Genomic DNA, 19,342 nt, shown 5'->3' with positions numbered 1-19,342 from the left:
GGCCTTCAGATTCCCGGCGCTCGCCTCAGATCGAGCGTCATCGGGAATTCCCTATGGGGCAATTCGGCCGGGGGCAAGTAGGCACCGGCCTTGTGCCCATGCGGCTCGAACCGCGCTAGGCGCCGTGCCTGGGCCTCGTTGCCGTTGACCGGGAAGGTATCGTAGTTGCGCCCGCCGGGATGGGCCACGTGATAGGTGCAGCCCGCAAGCGCCCTGCCCGTCCAGGTATCGAAGATATCGAAAGTGAGCGGCGCGTTGATCGGCAGCACCGGGTGCAGCGCCTCGGGCGGCTGCCAGGCCTTGAACCGCAGGCCGGCTACGGAGACCCCGCTGATGCCGGTGGCCTGAAGCGGCAGGCGACGCCCGTTGCAGGTAATCGCGTAGCGTTCCGGGTCGGTCGTGGTCAGTTGCGCCTGCAGGCGCTCCACCGAGCTGTCGGTGTAGCGCACCGTGCCGCCAATGGCGCCGGTCTCGCCCAGCACGTGCCACGGCTCCAGCGCCTGGCGCAGTTCCAGGTGCACGCCTTCGGCCTCGACCTCGCCGCAGAAGGGGAAGCGGAACTCGGCCTGGGCCTTGAACCAGCCGGGATCCATGTCGAAGCCATGATCCTTGAGGTCCCGCAGCACGTCGAGGAAGTCTTCCCAGATGAAATGCGGCAGCATGAACCGGTCGTGCAGGCGCGTGCCCCAGCGGATCGGCGCGCCCTGTACCGGGTTCTGCCACATCCGTGCAATCAACGCGCGGATGAGAAGCTGTTGGGCGAGCGACATGCGCGGATCGGGCGGCATCTCGAAGCCGCGGAACTCGATCAGGCCGAGCCGGCCGGTGGGGCCGTCGGGCGAATAGAGCTTGTCGATGCAGATCTCGGCGCGGTGGGTATTGCCGGTCACGTCGATCAGGATGTTCCTGAGCAGCCGGTCCGTGAGCCAGGGCATCGGCACGTCTCCGTGCCCCGGTGCGTGGATCTGGTCCAGCGCGATTTCCAGCTCGTAGAGGCTGTCATGGCGCGCCTCGTCGATGCGCGGTGCCTGGCTGGTCGGGCCGATGAAGAGGCCGGAGAACAGGTAGCTGAGCGAGGGGTGGCGCTGCCAGTGCAGGAGCAGCGATTTCAGCAGGTCCGGGCGGCGCAGGAAGGGGCTGTCCAGAGGGGTCGAGCCGCCGACGACCACGTGGTTGCCGCCACCTGTGCCGCAATGGCGCCCGTCGATCATGAACTTGTCGGCGCCGAGCCGACACTGGCGCGTTTCATCATAAACAGCCTCGGTGATCGCCTTGCAATCCTCCCAGCTATGGGCGGGATGGATATTGACCTCGACCACGCCCGGATCGGGCGCGACGCGGATCACGTTGATGCGCGGATCGTTAGGGGGCGCATAGCCCTCGATATGGACCGGGATCTGCAGATCTTCCGCCGCCTGTTCGGCCGCCGCGACCAGTTCGAGGTAATCCTCGATCCGCTCGGTGGGCGGCATGAAGATGCAAAGCCGCCCGTCGCGCGGCTCGATTGCCATCGCGGTGCGCACAGCGCCGCCCGAGACAGCGTCCATCGCGTTGCGATCCTGCGTGGGCGCGCCGGCGGTGAAGGTGCCCTGCTGCCGGTGGCCGGGCGTCACGTCCGGCTCGCCCGGTTCGCGCGCGCGCGCGTCGATATCGAAGACCGGGAGTTCGCCCTCCTGGTTGGCAGGGTCAGGCGGGAAATGGAACGGGTAGCTGCCCGCCGGGATATAGGGCAAGGCCTCCAGCGGCAGGCGGTATCCGACCGGGCTGTCACCGGGGATAAGGTAGAGTTTCCCGCGCCTTGTGCGCCAAAGTTCGGACACCCAGCCGCCATGCGCCTTCGTCTGCCAGCGTTGCACCGGCAGCACCATGCCCGAGGGTTTCGTCAGCCCGCGCTCGAATACGCGCGCGATGCGGTGGCGCGCCTCGGCATCCTTCAGCTTGGAATTGTCCGGGCTCACGTTGTCGGGAAGGTTGGCCTCCCGCAGGATCCACTCCGCCGGGTCCTCATAGGCCGGTTGCACGTGATCGGGATCGACATCGATGCGCTCGGCGATATGGCGCAGCACGGCCTCGGCCTGTTCCGGGCCGACCTTGGTATCCTGCTTTTCCCTAGCGATCAGCTCCGGGTTGCGCCAGATCGGCTGCCCGTCGCGGCGCCAGTAGAGCGAGAAGGTCCAGCGCGGCAGCGTTTCGCCCGGATACCACTTGCCCTGCCCGTAATGCAGGAAGCCGCCGGGCGCGAAGCGCTCGCGCAGCCGCCGGATCAGGTCATCGGCCAGCCCGCGTTTCATCGGGCCGACAGCGGCGGTGTTCCACTCGTCGCTCTCATAATCGTCGATGGAGACGAATGTCGGCTCGCCGCCCATGGTGAGCCGCACATCGCCCTCCTCGAGGTGGCGGTCCACTTCCTTGCCGAGCGCGTCGAGCTTTTCCCAGCTATCCTGCGGGAAGGGCTTGGTGATCCGCGGGTGCTCGGCCACGCGGGTCACGGTCATGTCGAAATCGAACTCGACCTTGGCCTCGCTGGCCACGCCCGTGATCGGGGCGGCATTGCGGTAATGCGGCGTGGCGGCGAGCGGGATGTGGCTCTCGCCGGTCAGCAAGCCACTCGTCGGGTCCAGACCGATCCAGCCGGCGCCCGGGATATAGGCCTCGCACCAGGCGTGCAGGTCGGTGAAATCGTGATCGGTTCCCGAGGGGCCGTCGAGCGCCTTCAGGTCCGGCTCAAGCTGGATCAGGTAGCCCGAGACGAACCGCGCCGCGATGCCTAAGTGGCGCAGGATATTGACCAGCAGCCAGGACGTGTCGCGGCAGGAGCCCCTGCCGAAGGCAAGCGTTTCCTCCGGCGTCTGCACGCCGGGCTCCATGCGGATGACGTAATCGATCATCTTCTCCAGCCGCATGTTCAGCCCGACGAGAAAATCGACCGTGGTCTCTTCGGGGTTGAATTCGATGCTGGAGAGCAGGCGGCGCAGGCGCGGCCCGGCTTTTTCCGGCTTGAGATAGATCAGGAGGTCTTCGGTCAGCTCTTCGGGATAGTCGAAGGGCAGGTGTTCGGCCCGTTCCTCGACGAAGAAGTCGAACGGGTTGTAGACCGTCATGTCGGCCACCAGGTCGACCTCGATCTTCAACTCGCGGACCGGTTCGGGGAACACGAAACGCGCGAGCCAGTTACCGTAGGGGTCCTGCTGGTGGTTCACGAAATGCTCGGAGGGCGAGACCTTGAGCGAATGAGAGATCACGCGGGTACGGGAATGTGGCGCAGGGCGCAGGCGGATGATCTGTGGACCCAGGGTGACAGGCCGGTCGTATTTGTAATGCGTCAGGTGATGAATCGCGGCCTTGATGCTCATTTTCGCTCCCTGCGGTCAACGTTGACCCAGTGCAAACACAGCCGCGCGGGCCATGCGAGCGGGATTCGTTGGAATCGGTGATTTTCGCGGCCTTTCCGAGGTCCCCCGAGTTGATCGCACATTATTTCAGCAGAATTGAAACGGTCTCTTCGGCCGAGGATCTGCCCCAAAACGCGCCGCGCGGACGCACATCGGAAACCGCCGTTCCGACCTGAGGCAGCCCAGCGCCGCTTTTCGCGCCAAAGACAGCGTATTTTCCCTTTCAGGGGTTTCTGCATCGCGGCATTGATAGCGCAATCGAACAGATCTTCCCGGAGCCCCTTCATGTCGCGTTTCGCATTGACCGTAAAATGCCCGTCCGCACGCGGAATCGTTGCCGAGGTCTCGACCTTCCTGGCCGAGAACGGATGCAACATCCTCGATGCGCATCAGTTCGACGACATGCAGACCGAGAACTTCTTCATGCGGGTGGCCTTTGACAGCGAGAAAGGCGCCACCATGGAAGAGCTTCAGGCGGCCTTCCTTCCCGTGGTCGAGCGGTTCGGAATGGAACATGCCTTCCATGATGCGAGCGAGAAGATGAAGGTCATCATCATGGTCTCGCGCTTCGGTCACTGCCTGAACGACCTGCTCTATCGCTGGCGGATCGGCGCGCTGCCGATCGACATCGTGGGCGTGATCTCCAACCACATGGATTACCAGAAGGTCGTGGTGAACCATGATATCCCCTTCCACTGCATCAAGGTGACGAAGGAGAACAAACCCCAGGCCGAGGCCCAGCAGATGGCGATTGTCGAGGAGTCGGGGGCCGAGCTGATCGTGCTGGCGCGCTACATGCAGGTACTGTCAGACCGGATGTGCCAGAAGATGTCCGGCCGGATCATCAATATCCACCACTCCTTCCTGCCGTCCTTCAAGGGAGCGAACCCCTACAAGCAGGCCTATGAGCGCGGCGTGAAATTCATCGGGGCGACCTCGCATTACGTGACCGCCGATCTCGATGAAGGCCCGATCATCGAGCAGGATATCGTGCGGGTCACCCATGCGCAGTCGGCCGGGGACTATGTCTCGCTCGGCCGCGACGTGGAGAGCCTCGTTCTCAGCCGGGCGGTCCACGCCCATATCCACCACCGCGTGTTCCTGAACGGCAACAAGACGGTGGTCTTCCCGGCCTCGCCCGGCAGCTACAAATCCGAGCGGATGGGCTGACCCGCAGGGCGCTCGCCGCCGGCCAGAGGCCGTGCGGCGATGGCGCCGCTTCGCGGCGTCCGCCTTCGGCGGCAAATGCGCCCAGCATGGGGTGGAAACAGCATCATCATTGACCGGTGAGACGCTTTATGATCGGATCCGCGCAAACAAATAAACACATTCGCATGAAATGATATTATGGGAACACTCGCCCGCGCTGGCTTTGGCCTTGCAATTGGTGGCGTCTCGCTGGCGCTTCTGTTTTCGGCAGCCGGAATTCTCAACGAGGCCTGGCAGGACCGGGTCGGCGCCGCGAGCAAGACGAAGCAGCCACGGGAGCGCGCCTACTCGGTCACCGTAGCAACGCTTCAGCCCGAGACAGTCTCCCCGATCATCACCGCTTACGGCCACCTTGAGAGCGGACGGACCCTGGAGTTGAGGGCAGCCGTTGGCGGAAAACTCGTGTCGCTGTCGGAGAATTTCCGCGATGGCGGCGTGGTCGAAGCGGGCGACGTGCTGTTCGCCATCGATCCGGCACGGCTCGAAACCGCCGTGGCGCTAGCCGAAACCGATGTCGCCGAAGCCGAAGCGGCCTCGGCGCTGGAGCTTGCGCGGCTCGAAGCGGAGGCTTCCAGGGAGCAGTTGGACCTCCGTCAGCAGGCCGCCACGCGCCAGCAAGGGCTGCACGAGCGCGGCGTGGCGACGGAAGCCGACCTGGAAGCCGCGACTCTGGCCAGGGCGGCGGCGAACCAGACCTTGCTGAACCGTCAACGGGTCGTGGCCGGAGACGAGGCGCGGCTGGCACAGGCCGAGATCACCCTGCGCCGCAAGTCCATCGCGCTCGACGAAGCGCGGCGCGACCTCGCGGAAGCGGTGCACCGCGCGCCCTTCGCCGGCGTGGTAAGCGATGTCACGGCGATCGAGGGCCGGCTCGTTTCCGCGAACGAACAACTGGGGGCGCTGATCGACACCGGAGAACTCGAAGTGGCCTTCCGGGTGACAAACAACCAGCATGCCCGCCTGCTGAACGACCAGGGACAGTTGCGCAAGGCCGATGTCGAGGTGCTGGTCCCACGCGGGCGGTCCACCACCGTGCTGCCCGCGAAACTGGACCGGGCAGGCGCCGAACGCGACGAGGGGCAGATTGGCCGACTTGTCTATGCACGCCTGGTCGATCCGGATCCGAATTTCGTTCAGCAGGGCGATTTCGTGACCCTGCGCATCCCGGAGCGCCCGCTCGAAGGCGTGGCGCGCATCCCGGCCACGGCCGTGACCACGGATGGCCGGATCCTGCTGATCGGAGAGAGCAACCGGCTGGAAGACCACCAGGCGCAACTATTGCGCCACCAGGGCGACACGGTCATCGTGGGCGGTGTGCCCTTCGGACGGCAATTCGTCACGATCCGCGCGCTGCAGCTTGGCCCGGGCATCATGGTCACGCCGGTGGAGCCGAAACCCGAGGGCGCAGCCGCGGCCAGTGCCCCGCCGCCCGCGCCCGAGCCCGACATGATCGCGCTGGATGACGCACGCCGCGCCGCGATCGTCGCCTTCATCGAGGCGAGCGACCAGATGAAGCCGGAAAAACGCGAGCAATGGCTGGCCGAGCTGGCCCAGCCCGAAGTGCCCCGCGCCACGGTTGAGAAATTCGAAGCCAAGATCGCGGAGAGCCAGTGATGGCGGATCAATCGAACGGCCTTCTGGGCTATTTCACCCGTCACAACACCGCGGCAAGTTTCGTCATGGTGGTGATGCTGGTCCTCGGCCTCGTGGCCACCACCAAGATCCGCTCGCAGTTCTTCCCGGACGTGGTGATCGACACTGTCACGGTGACGGTCGACTGGGACGGCGCGGGCCCGGAGGAGCTGGACCGCTCCGTCGTGGCATTGCTGGAGCCGGCCTTGCAGGGCGTCGAAGGGGTGTCGGAATCCTCCGCCGTGTCCAAGGACGGCTCGACCACGGTCACGCTGCTGCTGGAACCCGGTTGGGACATGGCGCGCGCCACCGAGGAGGCGAAGGCCGCCGTGGATGGCATCAAGACGCTCCCCGAGAGCGCCGAGGAGCCCGTCGTGCGCCGTGGCACATGGCGCGACAAGGTGACGGAGGTTGTCCTCTGGGGGCCGATCGCGCCAGAACAGCTTGGACGGATTGGTGACGACTTCGTCTCGCGACTCTACCGCGAGGGGATCACGCGCTCCGACATCTCCGGCGTCGTCGCGCCGCAGATCGAGGTCGACGTGCCGGAAGCGTCCCGCATCCGCCACGACATCTCGATGCAGGAAATCGCGGCCGCCATCGCGGGCGAGGTCGACACCCGCCCGGCCGGGGAGGTGTCTGGCGGCTCGGTGCGCCTGCGCGCCGGCGACGAGACCCGCGATGCCGATGCGATCCGGAACATCGTCGTGCGGACAAATCCCGACGGATCCAAGCTCTACCTGCGCAATGTCGGCCGGGTGAGCGTGACCGGCGCGGATGCCGGGCGAGCCTATTTCGTCGGCGAGGACCCGGCGGTGCTGATCCGGGTGGACCGCTCCCCCGAGGGCGACGCGATCAAGATGGAAGCCACCGTGCGCGCGCTTGCCGAGGAGTTGCGCGAAGAGCTGCCCGAGGGCGTGGACATACGCCTGATCAATACCCGCGCGCAGGACATCACGGACCGGCTCGACATCCTGATCGAGAACGGCCTGTCGGGCCTCGCGCTGGTGCTGATCACGCTGTTCCTGTTCCTGTCGGCCCGCACGGCCTTCTGGGTGGCGATGGGCATCCCCGTCTCCATGCTGGCGGCCATCGCGGTGATGTATGCTGCCGGGCTGACCATCAACATGATGTCGCTCTTCGCGTTGATCATCACGCTCGGCATCGTGGTCGATGACGCCATCGTCGTGGCCGAACATGCCGACTACCGCCACCGCAGGCTGGGCGAGAGCCCCGCCCTCGCCCCTGTCAACGCCGTCCGGCGGATGCTCGGGCCGGTCTTCAGCTCCACCATCACCACGGTGCTGGCCTTTGTCGGGCTGCTCTTCGTCGGCGGTGGCTTCGGCCGGCTGATCGCAGATATCCCCTTCGTGGTGGCGGCGGTGCTGATCGCGTCGCTGGTCGAGAGCTTCGTCATCCTGCCCAACCACATGCGCCACGCGCTGGAGGCTGGCTCCAGACGGCGCTGGTATGACTGGCCCTCCACGCAGTTTAACCGCGGTTTCAACTGGATGACCGAAACCCTCTTCGCGCCCTTGATGCAATGGGTCGTCCGCCTGCGCTACCTCGTGGTGTCGGCCATGTTGCTGCTTCTGGCGGTGTCCTTCTCCTCGGTTCTGCGCGGCGACGTGCCATGGGCCTTTTTTACCGCGCCGGAGCGCGGATCGGTCACCGGCAACTTTGCCTTCCTTCCGGGCGCCACCCGCGAAGATGCCCGCGCCATGGCGCGCGAGCTGGACCGCGCCGTTTCCGTCGTCGCCGGGGAGCTGACCGCGGTGGATGGCGGCTCCCCTGTCGTGCATTCGCTGGCGCAGGTCGGCGGCACGGCGGCCAAGGGCATCCCGGGCGAGTCGACGATGGACCCGGACACGCTCGGCTCCATCGATATCGGTCTTGTCGGCGCCGACCGGCGCGACTTCTCGGCCCAGGAATTCGTCCGCGCGCTGCAACAGGAGGTCGCCCGCCCCGCCGGACTGGCGCTGCTGTCGTTCCGCAGCCGGGGCGCCGGTCCGGGCGGCGACTCGCTGGCGGTGAATTTCTACGGACCGGACTCCTTCGTGCTGAAAGCCGCCGCCGAGGAGCTTCTCGCGGCGCTCGGGGAGTACCCGGAGGTCACCGGCCTGCAGGACAGCCTGCCGCTCGGCAAGGAAGACATGGTACTCACGCTGACGCCGCTGGGTGAAATGCTCGGCTTCACGACCGAGGCCATCGGGGCCGAGCTCTTTGCCCGGCTGAACGGTGTGACGGCGGCCGAATTCCCGGCGGGCACCCGCACCACCGAGATCATCGTGCGCCTGCCGGAGGAGGAACAGAAGGGCGACTTCCTGCTCGCCACCCGGATGCGGTCGCCGAGCGGCGAATGGGTGCCGCTGAGCGCGATCGTCACCACCACCAGCGCGCCCGCTTTCTCCACCGTGAACCGGGAGAACGGCCGCCGGTTGGTGACCATCACCGGCAGCCTGGCCGAGGACAGCCCAGAACGCGCCGCCGAGATCGGCGCCGCGCTCCGCGACAGCATTCTGCCGGAGATCGCGGCGCGGCATGATCTCGACTGGGAACTCGGCGGGCTCTCGATGCAGGAGCAGGATTTCCTCGGCGAGGCGATGATGGGGTTCATGCTTTGCATCCTCGGGATCTACCTCGTGCTGGGCTGGGTGTTCGGCAGCTGGTTCCAGCCGCGGATCGTGCTCGCCGTCATCCCCTTCGGGCTGATCGGGACGATCTGGGGCCATTCCCAGTTCGGCCTCGCCATGTCGCTCTTCACCATCATCGGGCTGATCGGCATGTCGGGGATCATCATCAACGATGCCATCGTGCTGGTTACAACGGTGCAGGACTATGCCCGCCGGATGGGTGTCGGCGCGGCGGCGATCGCCGGGGCGAAGGACCGGCTGCGCCCGATCCTGCTGACCACGCTGACGACCGTGCTCGGCCTCGCGCCGCTGATGTTCGAGCAGAGCCGCCAGTACTTGTTCTTCAAGCCAACGGTGGTCACGCTGGTCTACGGTCTCTCGGTCGGCTTCTTCATCGTGCTGCTGATGGTGCCAGCGCTCATGGTCATCCAGTCCGACCTGGCCCGCTCCCTGCGCTCGCTGCGGCGGATGCTCTCCGCTCCGCGTGGCCATGGCGCGCTCCGGGCGCTGACGCTCGCAGCCCTCGGGGTGATGGTGGCGGTCAATATCGCGCTGTTCTGGCCCGGACAGGACCTGGCGGCGCGGCTGCTTGCCATGAGCGGTGCAGCGCTTCCCTCCGGGATGGCCGCGTTGGCCCTCTCTGTCCTCGCGGCGCTCGTCGTCGCGGCGAGCTACACGGCTGTCCTTCGGCTCTCACTTGGAAAGCCGAAGCCATGACCCTGAGTCGGACCTCGTGTCCCATTGATCCGCAATCGGCTGCATGCCCTGCTGCCGCTGTATGACGAAAAGCCCACCCAAGTGACCCGCAAGATCGAAAGACCGAGATCCAGACCCACCGGAAACACGCTCCTGCGTGTTCTGGCGCTGGTGACGATGGTCTTTCAGGTGCTCCTCACCGCGGATCACCTCGGCGCCTCGGCGGCGAGATCCCTCGGCGTGGCGCCCCCCGGCACCGGCCTTGGCATCATGGAGATCTGCAGCGGAGACGGCGTGGCACTCGTCGATCTCGGCGGCGACGGGCAGGACTGCCCGGTCTGCGCAAGCGCCGCCGTCGCGGATTTCGGCGACAGCAGCAACGCGACCGCGCCCGACTTCGCGATCGTGGCGCTCGCCCTGACGATGCAGATCCCCCGCCGGGACGACATGCCCGCGCGGCGTTCCATGCGCGCGGCCTCGATCCGCGCCCCTCCTGTCCTGCCTGTCTGACCCCATCGCATCGCCAGCTTGCCACGTTTGTCGCTCGCCGCTTCCTGCGGCAACGGCGCGTCAGGTCAAGCCGCGATCAAAACCCTCGCCACGGCATTTCGGCATTGCGGCATGATGCGGCAGCAGTGGAGCCATACGCGCCACCTGATCCATTATGACGACGACACTGCGGACGGCACCTGCTCCATCCATTGCGCCGCGATCAGCCTGTCGCTCAACATGGATCGCGGCCCGCGCGTGATCTATGCCGGCGATGCAGGCGCCGAGGGCGAGGTGAAGCCGCTCGCGGACACGGCGGAGATGGCCTATGTCATCAACCCCGCCAAGATGGGCACGATGACCAAGGTCTCGAAATGGGCCTATGCGGACAAGGCCGCCGCCGAAGCCGCCGCAGCCGAGGCAGAGGGCACCTCCATCGTCGGTTTCGACGATGCGCTGCGCGCCGCCTTCGCCTCCATGGCCGAAGACACGATCGCCATCCGCAAGCGCCGGGCCGAACGCCGCGCCCGCGCCGCCAACTGACGCGTTCCGGTCTGCCCGGCCCGGCGCCGGGCAGACTGCCCTTCCAGCAAGACGGACCCCGCCATGTGCCATCACGGCTCCCCCTGCGCCCATCGCCGGCGCCTGCTCGCCAGCCTGCCCGCTGCTGCCCTTCTGGCCGGTCTCGGCCTCAGCCCTGCCCGCGCCGATGCGCCAAAGGTCGAGCTGCCCGCGCCCGGCCCGCGCGACACCTGCCCCGTCTGCGGCATGTTCGTGGCCCAATATCCCGAATGGGTGGCCACGATCCTGTGGGATGACGGCATAGCCGTCCAATTCGACGGCGCGAAGGATTTCTTCAAGTATCTCGACAATCTGGACAAATACGCCCCGGACGCGCCGCCGCGCAGATCGCGGGAATGGGGGTGACGGAGTATTACGGGCTTGCGCTGGTGGATGCGCGGGCCGCCGAATACGTGATCGGTTCGGATGTCTACGGGCCGATGGGGCGCGAGCTGGTGCCGCTGGCCACCGACGCCGACGCGGCGGATTTTCTGAAGGATCACAAGGGCAAGGCGCGGGTCACCTTCGACGCGGTGACAGGCGAGATGCTCGCCGCCCTCGATGCCGGGACATTCGAGTGATGCGACGCACGCGTATCGTCTTCGGGCTCCTCGCCGCCGGCACCGCCACGCTGGCGCTCGCATCCCTGCACGCCCGGATCACCACCGCCCCGGAACGGGCGCGGATGGCGCGCTCGGCCGCGCTGGTCCGCGCTGTCGGATTGACCGATCTGGCGCTGTTCACCGAGGCCCGCTTCACCCGCAATCCGGCGCTGGCGGATCTGCAGACCGCGTTTCAGGACGCACCCATGTCCTTTGAGCATTTCCCCTCCGGCACCTTCGCCCCGCGCCCCGCGGCCGGTTTCGGGCGGGGAGAATTGCGCTTTGGCCCCGAGGAGGCGGCACGATGACATCCTGGCTGCGCCGCCAGCGCGCGCTGGCAGAATATACCCTCGCCGCCCTCGCCCGCCGACGGATCAAGAATACCGGGCTCCTGCTGATCTACGCGATGGTGATCTTCGTCGTCGCGTCGGCCACGCTCTTTGCCACCGCGCTGCGCAAGGAAGCAGAGGTGGTTCTGGCGGAGGCGCCGGAGGTGATCATCCAGAACCTCGTCATGGGCCGGCATGACCTGATCCCGGGCGACGTGATCGCCGAGATCGACGGCATTCGCGGTGTGGCCAGTATAAAGGGGCGGCTCTGGGGCTATTTCTATGACCGTCTGAACGGCGCCAATTACACGCTGATGGTGCCGCTCGATCCCGCCATGGCCCCGCCCGCGGGGCAAGCCATCATTGGCGAGAGCCTGCCGCGTGTGCGCGAAATGCCGTGGGAGACCGCGCCGCTCTTTCTCAGCCGCACTCCCGGCGATCTCGTCCGCTTCGACATTGCCAAGCGGCTTTCCTCCGACAGCGCGCTGGTCTCGACCGACCTGATCCTGCTGAACGAGGCCAATTTCCGCGCCTTCTTCGAGCTGCCGGAGGATGTCTATACCGATATCGCCCTCTCCATCCGCAACCCGCGCGAGATCGACACTATCGTCGAAAAGATCGGCCGCCTTCTGCCGAATGCACGGCTGGTCACGCGCGACGAGATTGCCCGCACCTATCAGAAGCTCTTCTCCTGGCGCGAAGGGATCATGGTGCTGCTGGCCGGAGCCTCCGTGCTGGCCTTCGTGATCTTCGCCGCCGAGAAGGCCTCGGGCCTGTCCGCCGAGGAGACGCGTGAGATCGGCATCCTCAAGGCCATTGGCTGGGACACGGGCGACGTGATCGCCATGAAGCTCTGGGAGGGCGGCTTGGTCTCCTTTGGCGCCTTCTTGCTCGGGACGGTGCTCGCCTATCTTCACGTCTTCGCCTTCGACGCGGGCCTCTTTGCCTCCGTCCTCAAGGGCTGGTCCGTCATCTATCCCGATTTCGCGCTGACACCGGGGATAGATGGCTTGCAACTGACGGCGCTCTTTTTCCTGACCGTGCTGCCCTACATGGCGGCCACGATCGTTCCGATCTGGCGGGCGGCGACAGCCGACCCTGATCAGGTCATGCGATAGGGGGCAGTGATGATTTCGGTCCAATCCGTCTGCAAGACATATAACGAAGGCCGTCCCAGCGCATTGACCGCGCTCGATGGGATCGACCTGGAAATCGCGCGCAACGCGCTGACCGTGTTCAAGGGGCCTTCCGGCTCCGGCAAGACGACGCTGCTGTCGATCATCAGCTGCATGGCGCGGCCCACCTCCGGGCGGGTGTTGATCGATGGGCGCATGGTCTCCGGCCTGCCCGAACGCTTCCTGACCCTCGAACGGCGCCGTACCTTCGGCTTCGTGTTCCAGCGTTTCAACCTGATCCGTGGGCTGAGCGTTCTTGAAAACGTGCTGCTGCCCGCCACCCCGCTCGGCGGCGAGCGCCGCGCCGATGCCAAACGGGCGCTGGCCCGGCTCGAGATGCTCGGCATTGCCGGGAAGGCGGGCGAAAGGGTCGAGTTCCTCTCCGGCGGCGAGGCGCAGCGCGCGGCCATCGCGCGTGCGCTCATCAACGACCCGCCCGTCCTCATCGCCGACGAGCCGACGGCCAATCTCGACACCGAGTTGGCCCACCGCTTTCTCGACATCGTGTCCGGGCTACGCGCGGAGGGGCGGACGGTGATCATGACGAGCCATGACCCACGGATCTGGGCGGCAGACCAGGTTGACCGCGTGGTGTCGATGCGCGACGGCCGGCTGGAGGAGAACGAGGCATGATCCTCCAGACCCCGATCCTCGCCCTGCTGCTCGCCTCGGCGCTCGCCAGCGCGGTTGCCCTCTGGGCGGCGTGGTTCGGCATCCGCCTGCTGCAGCATTGGGATCTGGCGAGCGGCAGCCAGCGGCAGTTGGATCTGGAACGCCGCACCGAGCTTGTCTCCACGCTGTTCGGCTTCGTCATGCTGATCGAAATCGCGGCGCTGTTCCTGCTCGTCTTCAATGCCGACCGCATGGCCGCGCTTTTCGTCGGTGCGATGTGCGCGGTGGGCACGTTCAACGTGAATGGCTGGGGTTTCCCCGCGCTCTACCTCAAGATCACGCTGTTCTTCGCCGCAGCACTCTGGCTGATCCTCGACCGGGTGGACCGGCTGGGGCGGGATTTCCCGCTGACCCGGCTCAAATTCGCCACCATCCTCGGAATCGCGCCGCTCGTGCTCGCCGGCTTTGCAACCGAACTGGCCTTTTTCCTCAACATGAAGACGGATGTGATCACCTCCTGCTGCTCGAAGCTCTTCACGCCCTCCAACGAGGGGTTTGCGGCGGAGATGACCGGGCTTGCCCGCGCGCACGCGCTCTGGCTTCTGGGCGCGGCGGGCGGCGCGGTGCTGGTCTCGGGGGCTGCCATCGTGCTGCGCAAACGTGGCGAGCGGCTCTTTGCCCTTGCCGGCGCCGCTTTCTTCTTCGCCGCCCTCACCGCCATCGTCTCGGTGATCTCGCTCTATGTCTACGATCACCCGAACCACCATTGCCCCTTCTGCCTGCTGAAGCGCGAATACGGCTATTTCGGCTATGCGCTCTATGTCCCGCTCTTCGCAGGAACCGCGCTGGCGTTGGCCACGGGACTTCTGAAAACCGTTGCAAACAGCGACAGCCTCGCCGGGGTCCAGCCGAAGGCGATCCGGCACCTGACGCGCCTCTCCCTTGCCGGTTTCGCGCTGTTCGGCATCGCCGTTCTGTGGTCCATCGCCACCTCCCAGCTCATTCTCTTCGGCTAGGTGGCAAAATGCGACAGAACGGAGGCGGCGGCCCCTTTTCTTCTACCGTAAGCAACCTGATATGCCTGCATGCGAAAACCCTGTAATCAGGCTTGAAATGCCGCGTTCCGACGGGCAGTAGGGATACCAATGGTCAATGTTCTCATCGTGGACGATGATTCCGATATCCGGGAAATCGTCCGATACGAACTGGAAGCTCAGGGTTGGAGGGTCGAGGAGGCCGGGAGCGGCGCCGAAATCGGCGATGCAATCAGACGTATGCCGCCCGACCTGATCCTGCTCGACCTGCGCCTTCCCGATCAGGACGGGCTGACCATTGCCCAGCGGCTCCGTGCGACATCCACCATCCCGATCATCATGCTCACCGGCCTCGGCGGCGACGTGGACCGGATCATCGGGCTGGAAATGGGGGCGGACGACTACGTGGTGAAGCCGTTCAACACGCGCGAGTTGGTGGCACGTATCAAGGCCGTTCTGCGCCGCACAGGCACCGCCGAGACGCAAGCGCCGCCGCCAGACGCGCTCGACCACGATTGCCGCAGCTTCGGCGGCTGGATGATCGACCTGACCGCACGGGTGCTCGAAAGCCCGACCGGCCAGCCCGTGCCGCTGACCAATGCCGAGTTCCTGTTGCTGGAAGCCTTCGTGAAGGCGCCGCGCCATATCCTCAGCCGAGACCAGTTGCTGGAGCGCACGCGTTCCGATGGCGGCGAGGTGTTCGACCGCACGATCGACGTGCTCATCCTGCGTCTGCGCCGAAAGATCGAGCCGAACCCGAAGGCACCGCAGCTGATCCGCACCGAACGCGGCGCGGGTTACGTGCTCGATACGGATGTCCGCCGGCTGTAGGTTTCCAGCTGCAGGCGCACGGCCATGAGCAGCGTCTCTTCGGGCACCGGCTTGCGCAGCAAGTTGGGCAACCCGGCCCCCGCCTCGCCCGGCGCGCCGGAAGTAAACAGCACCGGCAGGTCGGGCCGGATCTTCTCCGCCTCCCGCGCCAATGCGAAACCGTCGATCTCGCCCGGCATGGCAAGGTCTGTGTAGAGCAGGTCGATCTCCGGGATTTCCGCCAGCACCTCCAGTGCCGTTGCGCCGTCGAGCGCAGTGACAACGGCATAGCCATGCGCGCGCAACTGGTCGGCAGCAATCTCCAGCAGGTCGGCATCGTCATCCACCACCAGAATGCAGGCATCGCCCGCCCCTTCGCCGCTCACCTGTTCCGGTGCCTCCTCCGGTGCGGCCTCCACTGTCACCGGCAGGCTCAGGGTCACTTTCGTGCCGACCCCCGGCGCACTCTCCACATGCACGTTGCCGCCCGATTGCTGCGCGAAACCGTAGACCATGCTGAGCCCCAGCCCGCTGCCCTTGCCCACGGGCTTGGTGGTGAAGAACGGCTCGAAGACCTGCTCCAGAAGCTCCGGCGCAATCCCGCTGCCGGTATCGGAGACGCTTAGTTCGATGAAATCCCCGCTGGCCGCGCGGGTCGAGATCGCGATTTCGCCTTCGCCCTCCATCGCATCGCGGGCGTTGATGGCAAGGTTCATCAGCGCGTTTTCGAGCTGGCCCGGATCGACGCGCACCTGCGGCAGGTCTTCGGCAAGGTCCATCCGCAGCGTCACCGCGGAACCGACGCTGGTTTCCAGCAATTCGTGCATGTCCCGGACAAGCGCGTTGATGTCGATATTCTCGGGTGCGAGCCGCTGCCTGCGCGAGAAGGCCAGCAGCCGGTTCACAAGCCCCGCCGCCCGATCCGCGGCGCCCAGCGCCCGCTCCGCCCGGGCCTGCAGCTCCGGCACCTCGGCGGTCTCGCGTTCGAGGATATTCAGGTTGCCGATGATCACCGCGAGAATATTGTTGAAATCATGCGCGATCCCGCCGGTCAACTGGCCGACCGTCTCCATTTTCTGCGCCTGCAGAAGCTGGCTTTCGGTGCCGCGCTGCTCGGTCACGTCCATGTGAATCGTGGCGAATCCGCCCTGCGGGATCGGGTTGGACCGCAATTCCAGCACCTGCCCGTCGGCAAAACGCAGCTCGTGCCGCTGCGGGTGCAGCAGGCGCCGATGCGACAGCGACACCATGTCGGTTTCCTCCCCGTTCGGAAGGAAGGCCCGCACGCCGCGCGCGGCCAGACGCCGGTTGACCTCCTCGATATCGGGCCGGTCCGAAATATCCGCCTCCTCAAGTTGGTAATGTGCGAGGTATTGCGGGTTCCAGGCCACGAGCCGGCGTTCGCTGTCGAAAACGGAAAAGCCGTCCTTCATCGTCTCGAACGTGGCCAGAAGCAGGTTCGAGCGCTCGGCAAGCTCGCGGTCGAGCTGCTCCATCTGGAAGGCGTTATCCTTGAACACCGTGAAGGCGCGGGCCAGATCGCCGATCTCGTCGCGCCGCTCCGCGCCGGGAACCTGCAACTCCCGCTCACCGGCGGCCAGCCGCGTCATGGATTCGGTCACGGCAGCGAGGTTACGGCTCAAGGGGCGGATCACGAACAGGTAGGACAGGCCAGCCGCGCCGAGGATGACCGCCAGCCCGATCAACGCGAATTGCGAGTTGCGCGACAGGATGGTCTGGCGCAGGTCTTCGGTCGCCTCGGCCATGCTCCGGCTGGCAGCGATCACCCGGCTGTCCACGAGTTGCTTGAGCGCCTCGGCCCGCTTGCCGCTATCCTCCAGCGCGGCCTCGGCCTCCTTCAACGCCGCCAGTTCCTGCAGCCGCAGCGCCATGATGCCATCCGCACCGGACTGATCGGCAAAAGCCGCCACCGCCTCCGAGAACCCGCCCCGAAGCCCGGCCGGAAGATTCGGCACCAGCGCTTCAAGCTGGGAGACGGTGCGGCGGTAGCTTGCCTGCGATTCCACCAGCGAGCGCGCGTCTTCGGCGATCTGGGCCTGGAACAGCAGCGCCGTGACCTGATCGGTCAGCCGCTCCGCCGCGAGCAGCGGCGCCTGCGAGCGGATGGCGATGCGGAACGTCGCCATGTCCGTTCCCATCCGCCCGCTGGTGATCGCCTCGATGGCGAGGATCGAGGGGCCGATCAACTGCCGGACATTTTCGGCCTGCCCGCGCATGGCAAGCCGGCTGATTTCGAGATTTTCGGCATGAACGCTGCGCGCGGCCAGGGCACGACGCAGGTCGTGTAGCCGCTTGGCCAGTTCGACCGACAGGGTCGAGACCTCCCCCGACAGCGCCTGAACGGATTGCAATGCCTCCGCCTCGCGGGCGAAGGCCTCAAGATCCGCCGTAATGGCCTGCTCTGCGCGGGCCAGCGCCTCGGGCGTTCCGGCGGCCATGAGGCTCGCGCCGCGCTGCTGAAGCCGCTCGCCAACCTGGGCAAGCCGCAGCGACGAGGTCACCGCCGGAACGTCGCGCCCGGTCATGGTTTCGGTGACGGCGCCGATCTCGTCCAGCGCGCGAAACGCGGCGAAGCTCGCCACAACCATCGCCAGCGAGGACAGCGCCAGAATGAGCAGCAGGCGCCCCTGGATTCCGCGCAACCTCATGGCGCCTGCGCCTCCAGCCCCATGGCCTCGCGGTAATGGCGCCGCTGGCTGGCGCGGCCGAGCCGGTCGGTGATCTGGTCCCATTCGACGGCAGCGGCGGCCAGCGCCTCCGCCGGCAACACCTCGCCGGCGATCACCCGGCCGATCCAGCGGTCCAGCGCCGACATGTAGGCCGGATAGCCCGGAATGCGCAGATCCCGCGCCGTCTGCGGCGAGGACAGGCTTTCGCGCAGCACCCCGAGATATTCCCGCGCCTGCCGTTCGCCCATCAGCCCCGCCCAACGCTCGAAATCCTCGAACTGGCTCAGCCGGTAGGGGTTGAAGCCCGAGGCGCCGTCGGTCACGTCCTGGTCCGCGCGTTCCGGCGCGGCCATCCAGGCGATGAAATCCCACGCCGCTTCCGGATTCCGGGAACCGAGCGGTACGGCGGCAATCCAGCCCCCGAAGGCGAGGAATGGCACCGGGCGCGGCGCGTCCAGACGGTCCCAGCGTTTCGTCGCCGGGTTCCAGACCTCCTGGCTCCCCGGCAAGACGAAGAAGCCGACATCGCTCGTGATGGCGGATCCCTCCGGATCGGTCGCCACCAGCCCGATATCGGTCCAGTCGATGGCCATGGCCGCCCCGCCCGCGGCGAAGGCGGAACGCACGCCGTGGCTGTCCAGACCCGGCCCGCCATCTGTCCGAGGCCGCGCGGTCGAAACGGCGGCGAGATACTCGCGCAGCGCGCGCCGCCAGGCCGGGTTGTCGATCTCGGGCGTCATGGTTTCGGGATCAAAGAAGAAATGCCCGGCATGGTCGGGATGCGCGGTATAGGCGGCGGCGTGGCTGAACAGGTACCACAGCCGCTGCCCGCCCTCGGCCGAGGCCTCGAAGCTTCCCGCAAGCGCCCCGCCGCCCGGGGCCGGCCAGTCGCGGAAGAAAGCGGCCAGCTCGCCATATTCCGTCCAGCTACGTGGCGGCGCGAGCGGACGGCCATAGGCGCGCTCGAAGCCAGCCATCGCCTCGGGCGCCTCGAACAGGTCCCGCCGGTAGGCTCCCATATGCAGGTCGCCATCCAACGTCACCGCCTTCCACTGCCCCTGCCAGCGCATCAGCGTGTCGCGATAGGCCGGATGAATGCCCCGCACCAGCGGGCTGTCGATCAACGCTTGCGGAACAGAGGAAAGATAGGGCGCGAAATCCGGCAACCACGCGGCAGGAAAGATCAGCACATCCGCCGTCTCGCGGCCGGTAACGAAGCCGATCATTATCTCGCCATAGAGTCCACTGAACGGACGCTGGATCACCGAAACACCCGTTCCTCGCGCTTGCGCGAAGCTCTCGCCATGGCGAATGGCCGGGCCGGCGATCGGTCCGCCATCGCGCGTGAGCACCTGCAGCGGTGCCGCGGCGACGGGCCCCAGAAACGCCAGGACAGTTACAAATGTTACGAGCCAACGCATGCTTCGAGACATACTCCATTCATCTGGCGGCTGTCTTTGCCCTTCCTGACACAACAG

At 66.4% G+C, this 19,342-nt stretch carries 15 protein-coding genes; 12 read left to right on the top strand and 3 right to left on the bottom strand.

Annotated features, from left to right (window positions below):
* Positions 1 to 5 precede the first annotated feature (5 nt).
* Complete coding sequence (locus tag BLR85_RS14915) at positions 6 to 3,353, bottom strand: transglutaminase family protein (protein ID WP_093157577.1); 3,348 nt, start codon at positions 3,351 to 3,353, stop codon at positions 6 to 8.
* A 324-nt stretch (positions 3,354 to 3,677) separates the two neighbouring features.
* On the opposite strand from BLR85_RS14915, the gene purU reads away from it, so the two are divergent.
* From purU to BLR85_RS14860, 12 genes are all read left to right on the top strand, one after another.
* A complete protein-coding gene (gene purU, locus BLR85_RS14910; protein WP_093157574.1) occupies positions 3,678 to 4,562 on the top strand; it encodes a formyltetrahydrofolate deformylase in 885 nt (294 codons plus the stop codon).
* A 177-nt stretch (positions 4,563 to 4,739) separates the two neighbouring features.
* A complete protein-coding gene (locus tag BLR85_RS14905; protein ID WP_093157571.1) occupies positions 4,740 to 6,215 on the top strand; it encodes an efflux RND transporter periplasmic adaptor subunit in 1,476 nt (491 codons plus the stop codon).
* Positions 6,215 to 9,583: an efflux RND transporter permease subunit gene (locus BLR85_RS14900; RefSeq protein ID WP_093157568.1), complete on the top strand. Its 3,369-nt coding sequence runs from the start codon at positions 6,215 to 6,217 to the stop codon at positions 9,581 to 9,583. The genes BLR85_RS14905 and BLR85_RS14900 overlap by 1 nt, the downstream gene beginning before the upstream one ends.
* A 24-nt stretch (positions 9,584 to 9,607) precedes the next feature.
* A complete protein-coding gene (locus BLR85_RS14895; RefSeq protein ID WP_093157565.1) occupies positions 9,608 to 10,072 on the top strand; it encodes a hypothetical protein in 465 nt (154 codons plus the stop codon).
* A gap of 111 nt (positions 10,073 to 10,183) precedes the next feature.
* A complete protein-coding gene (locus BLR85_RS14890) occupies positions 10,184 to 10,594 on the top strand; it encodes a nitrous oxide reductase accessory protein NosL (RefSeq protein ID WP_093157561.1) in 411 nt (136 codons plus the stop codon).
* Positions 10,595 to 10,657: 63 nt separating this feature from the next.
* Positions 10,658 to 10,978 (top strand): nitrous oxide reductase accessory protein NosL, encoded by a 321-nt coding sequence (locus tag BLR85_RS30260; protein WP_212635095.1) that lies wholly within the window; start codon positions 10,658 to 10,660, stop codon positions 10,976 to 10,978.
* Entirely contained in the window at positions 10,975 to 11,193 is a 219-nt protein-coding gene (locus BLR85_RS30255; RefSeq protein ID WP_212635094.1) for a nitrous oxide reductase accessory protein NosL, read from the top strand. Before BLR85_RS30260 ends, BLR85_RS30255 begins: the two co-directional genes overlap by 4 nt.
* Positions 11,193 to 11,522: a hypothetical protein gene (locus BLR85_RS28530; RefSeq protein ID WP_139188413.1), complete on the top strand. Its 330-nt coding sequence runs from the start codon at positions 11,193 to 11,195 to the stop codon at positions 11,520 to 11,522. The genes BLR85_RS30255 and BLR85_RS28530 overlap by 1 nt, the downstream gene beginning before the upstream one ends.
* A complete protein-coding gene (locus BLR85_RS14875; protein ID WP_093157558.1) occupies positions 11,519 to 12,661 on the top strand; it encodes an ABC transporter permease in 1,143 nt (380 codons plus the stop codon). The genes BLR85_RS28530 and BLR85_RS14875 overlap by 4 nt, the downstream gene beginning before the upstream one ends.
* 9 nt (positions 12,662 to 12,670) lie before the next feature.
* Positions 12,671 to 13,351, top strand: a complete 681-nt coding sequence (locus BLR85_RS14870) for an ABC transporter ATP-binding protein (RefSeq protein WP_093157555.1) — start codon at positions 12,671 to 12,673, stop codon at positions 13,349 to 13,351.
* A complete protein-coding gene (locus BLR85_RS14865; protein WP_093157552.1) occupies positions 13,348 to 14,346 on the top strand; it encodes a hypothetical protein in 999 nt (332 codons plus the stop codon). Before BLR85_RS14870 ends, BLR85_RS14865 begins: the two co-directional genes overlap by 4 nt.
* Positions 14,347 to 14,475: 129 nt before the next feature.
* Positions 14,476 to 15,195 carry a response regulator gene (locus BLR85_RS14860; protein ID WP_093157549.1) on the top strand — a complete coding sequence of 240 codons (720 nt, stop codon included), beginning with the start codon at positions 14,476 to 14,478 and terminating at the stop codon, positions 15,193 to 15,195.
* Here the strand turns inward: BLR85_RS14860 and BLR85_RS14855 are convergent.
* The gene (locus tag BLR85_RS14855) at positions 15,162 to 17,843 is read right to left on the bottom strand and encodes an ATP-binding protein (protein WP_093157546.1); all 2,682 of its coding nucleotides are present in this window, start codon (positions 17,841 to 17,843) and stop codon (positions 15,162 to 15,164) included. The genes BLR85_RS14860 and BLR85_RS14855 overlap by 34 nt on opposite strands.
* Complete coding sequence (locus tag BLR85_RS14850) at positions 17,840 to 19,285, bottom strand: extracellular solute-binding protein (RefSeq protein ID WP_244520745.1); 1,446 nt, start codon at positions 19,283 to 19,285, stop codon at positions 17,840 to 17,842. Before BLR85_RS14850 ends, BLR85_RS14855 begins: the two co-directional genes overlap by 4 nt.
* Positions 19,286 to 19,342 lie beyond the last annotated feature (57 nt).

It is taken from the genome of Aliiruegeria lutimaris (assembly GCF_900099935.1).
In the GTDB taxonomy this organism is placed as follows: domain Bacteria; phylum Pseudomonadota; class Alphaproteobacteria; order Rhodobacterales; family Rhodobacteraceae; genus Tropicimonas; species Tropicimonas lutimaris.
Note: the sequence above shows the minus strand (reverse complement) of the source record. Positions and strands in the feature narration are given on the sequence as shown.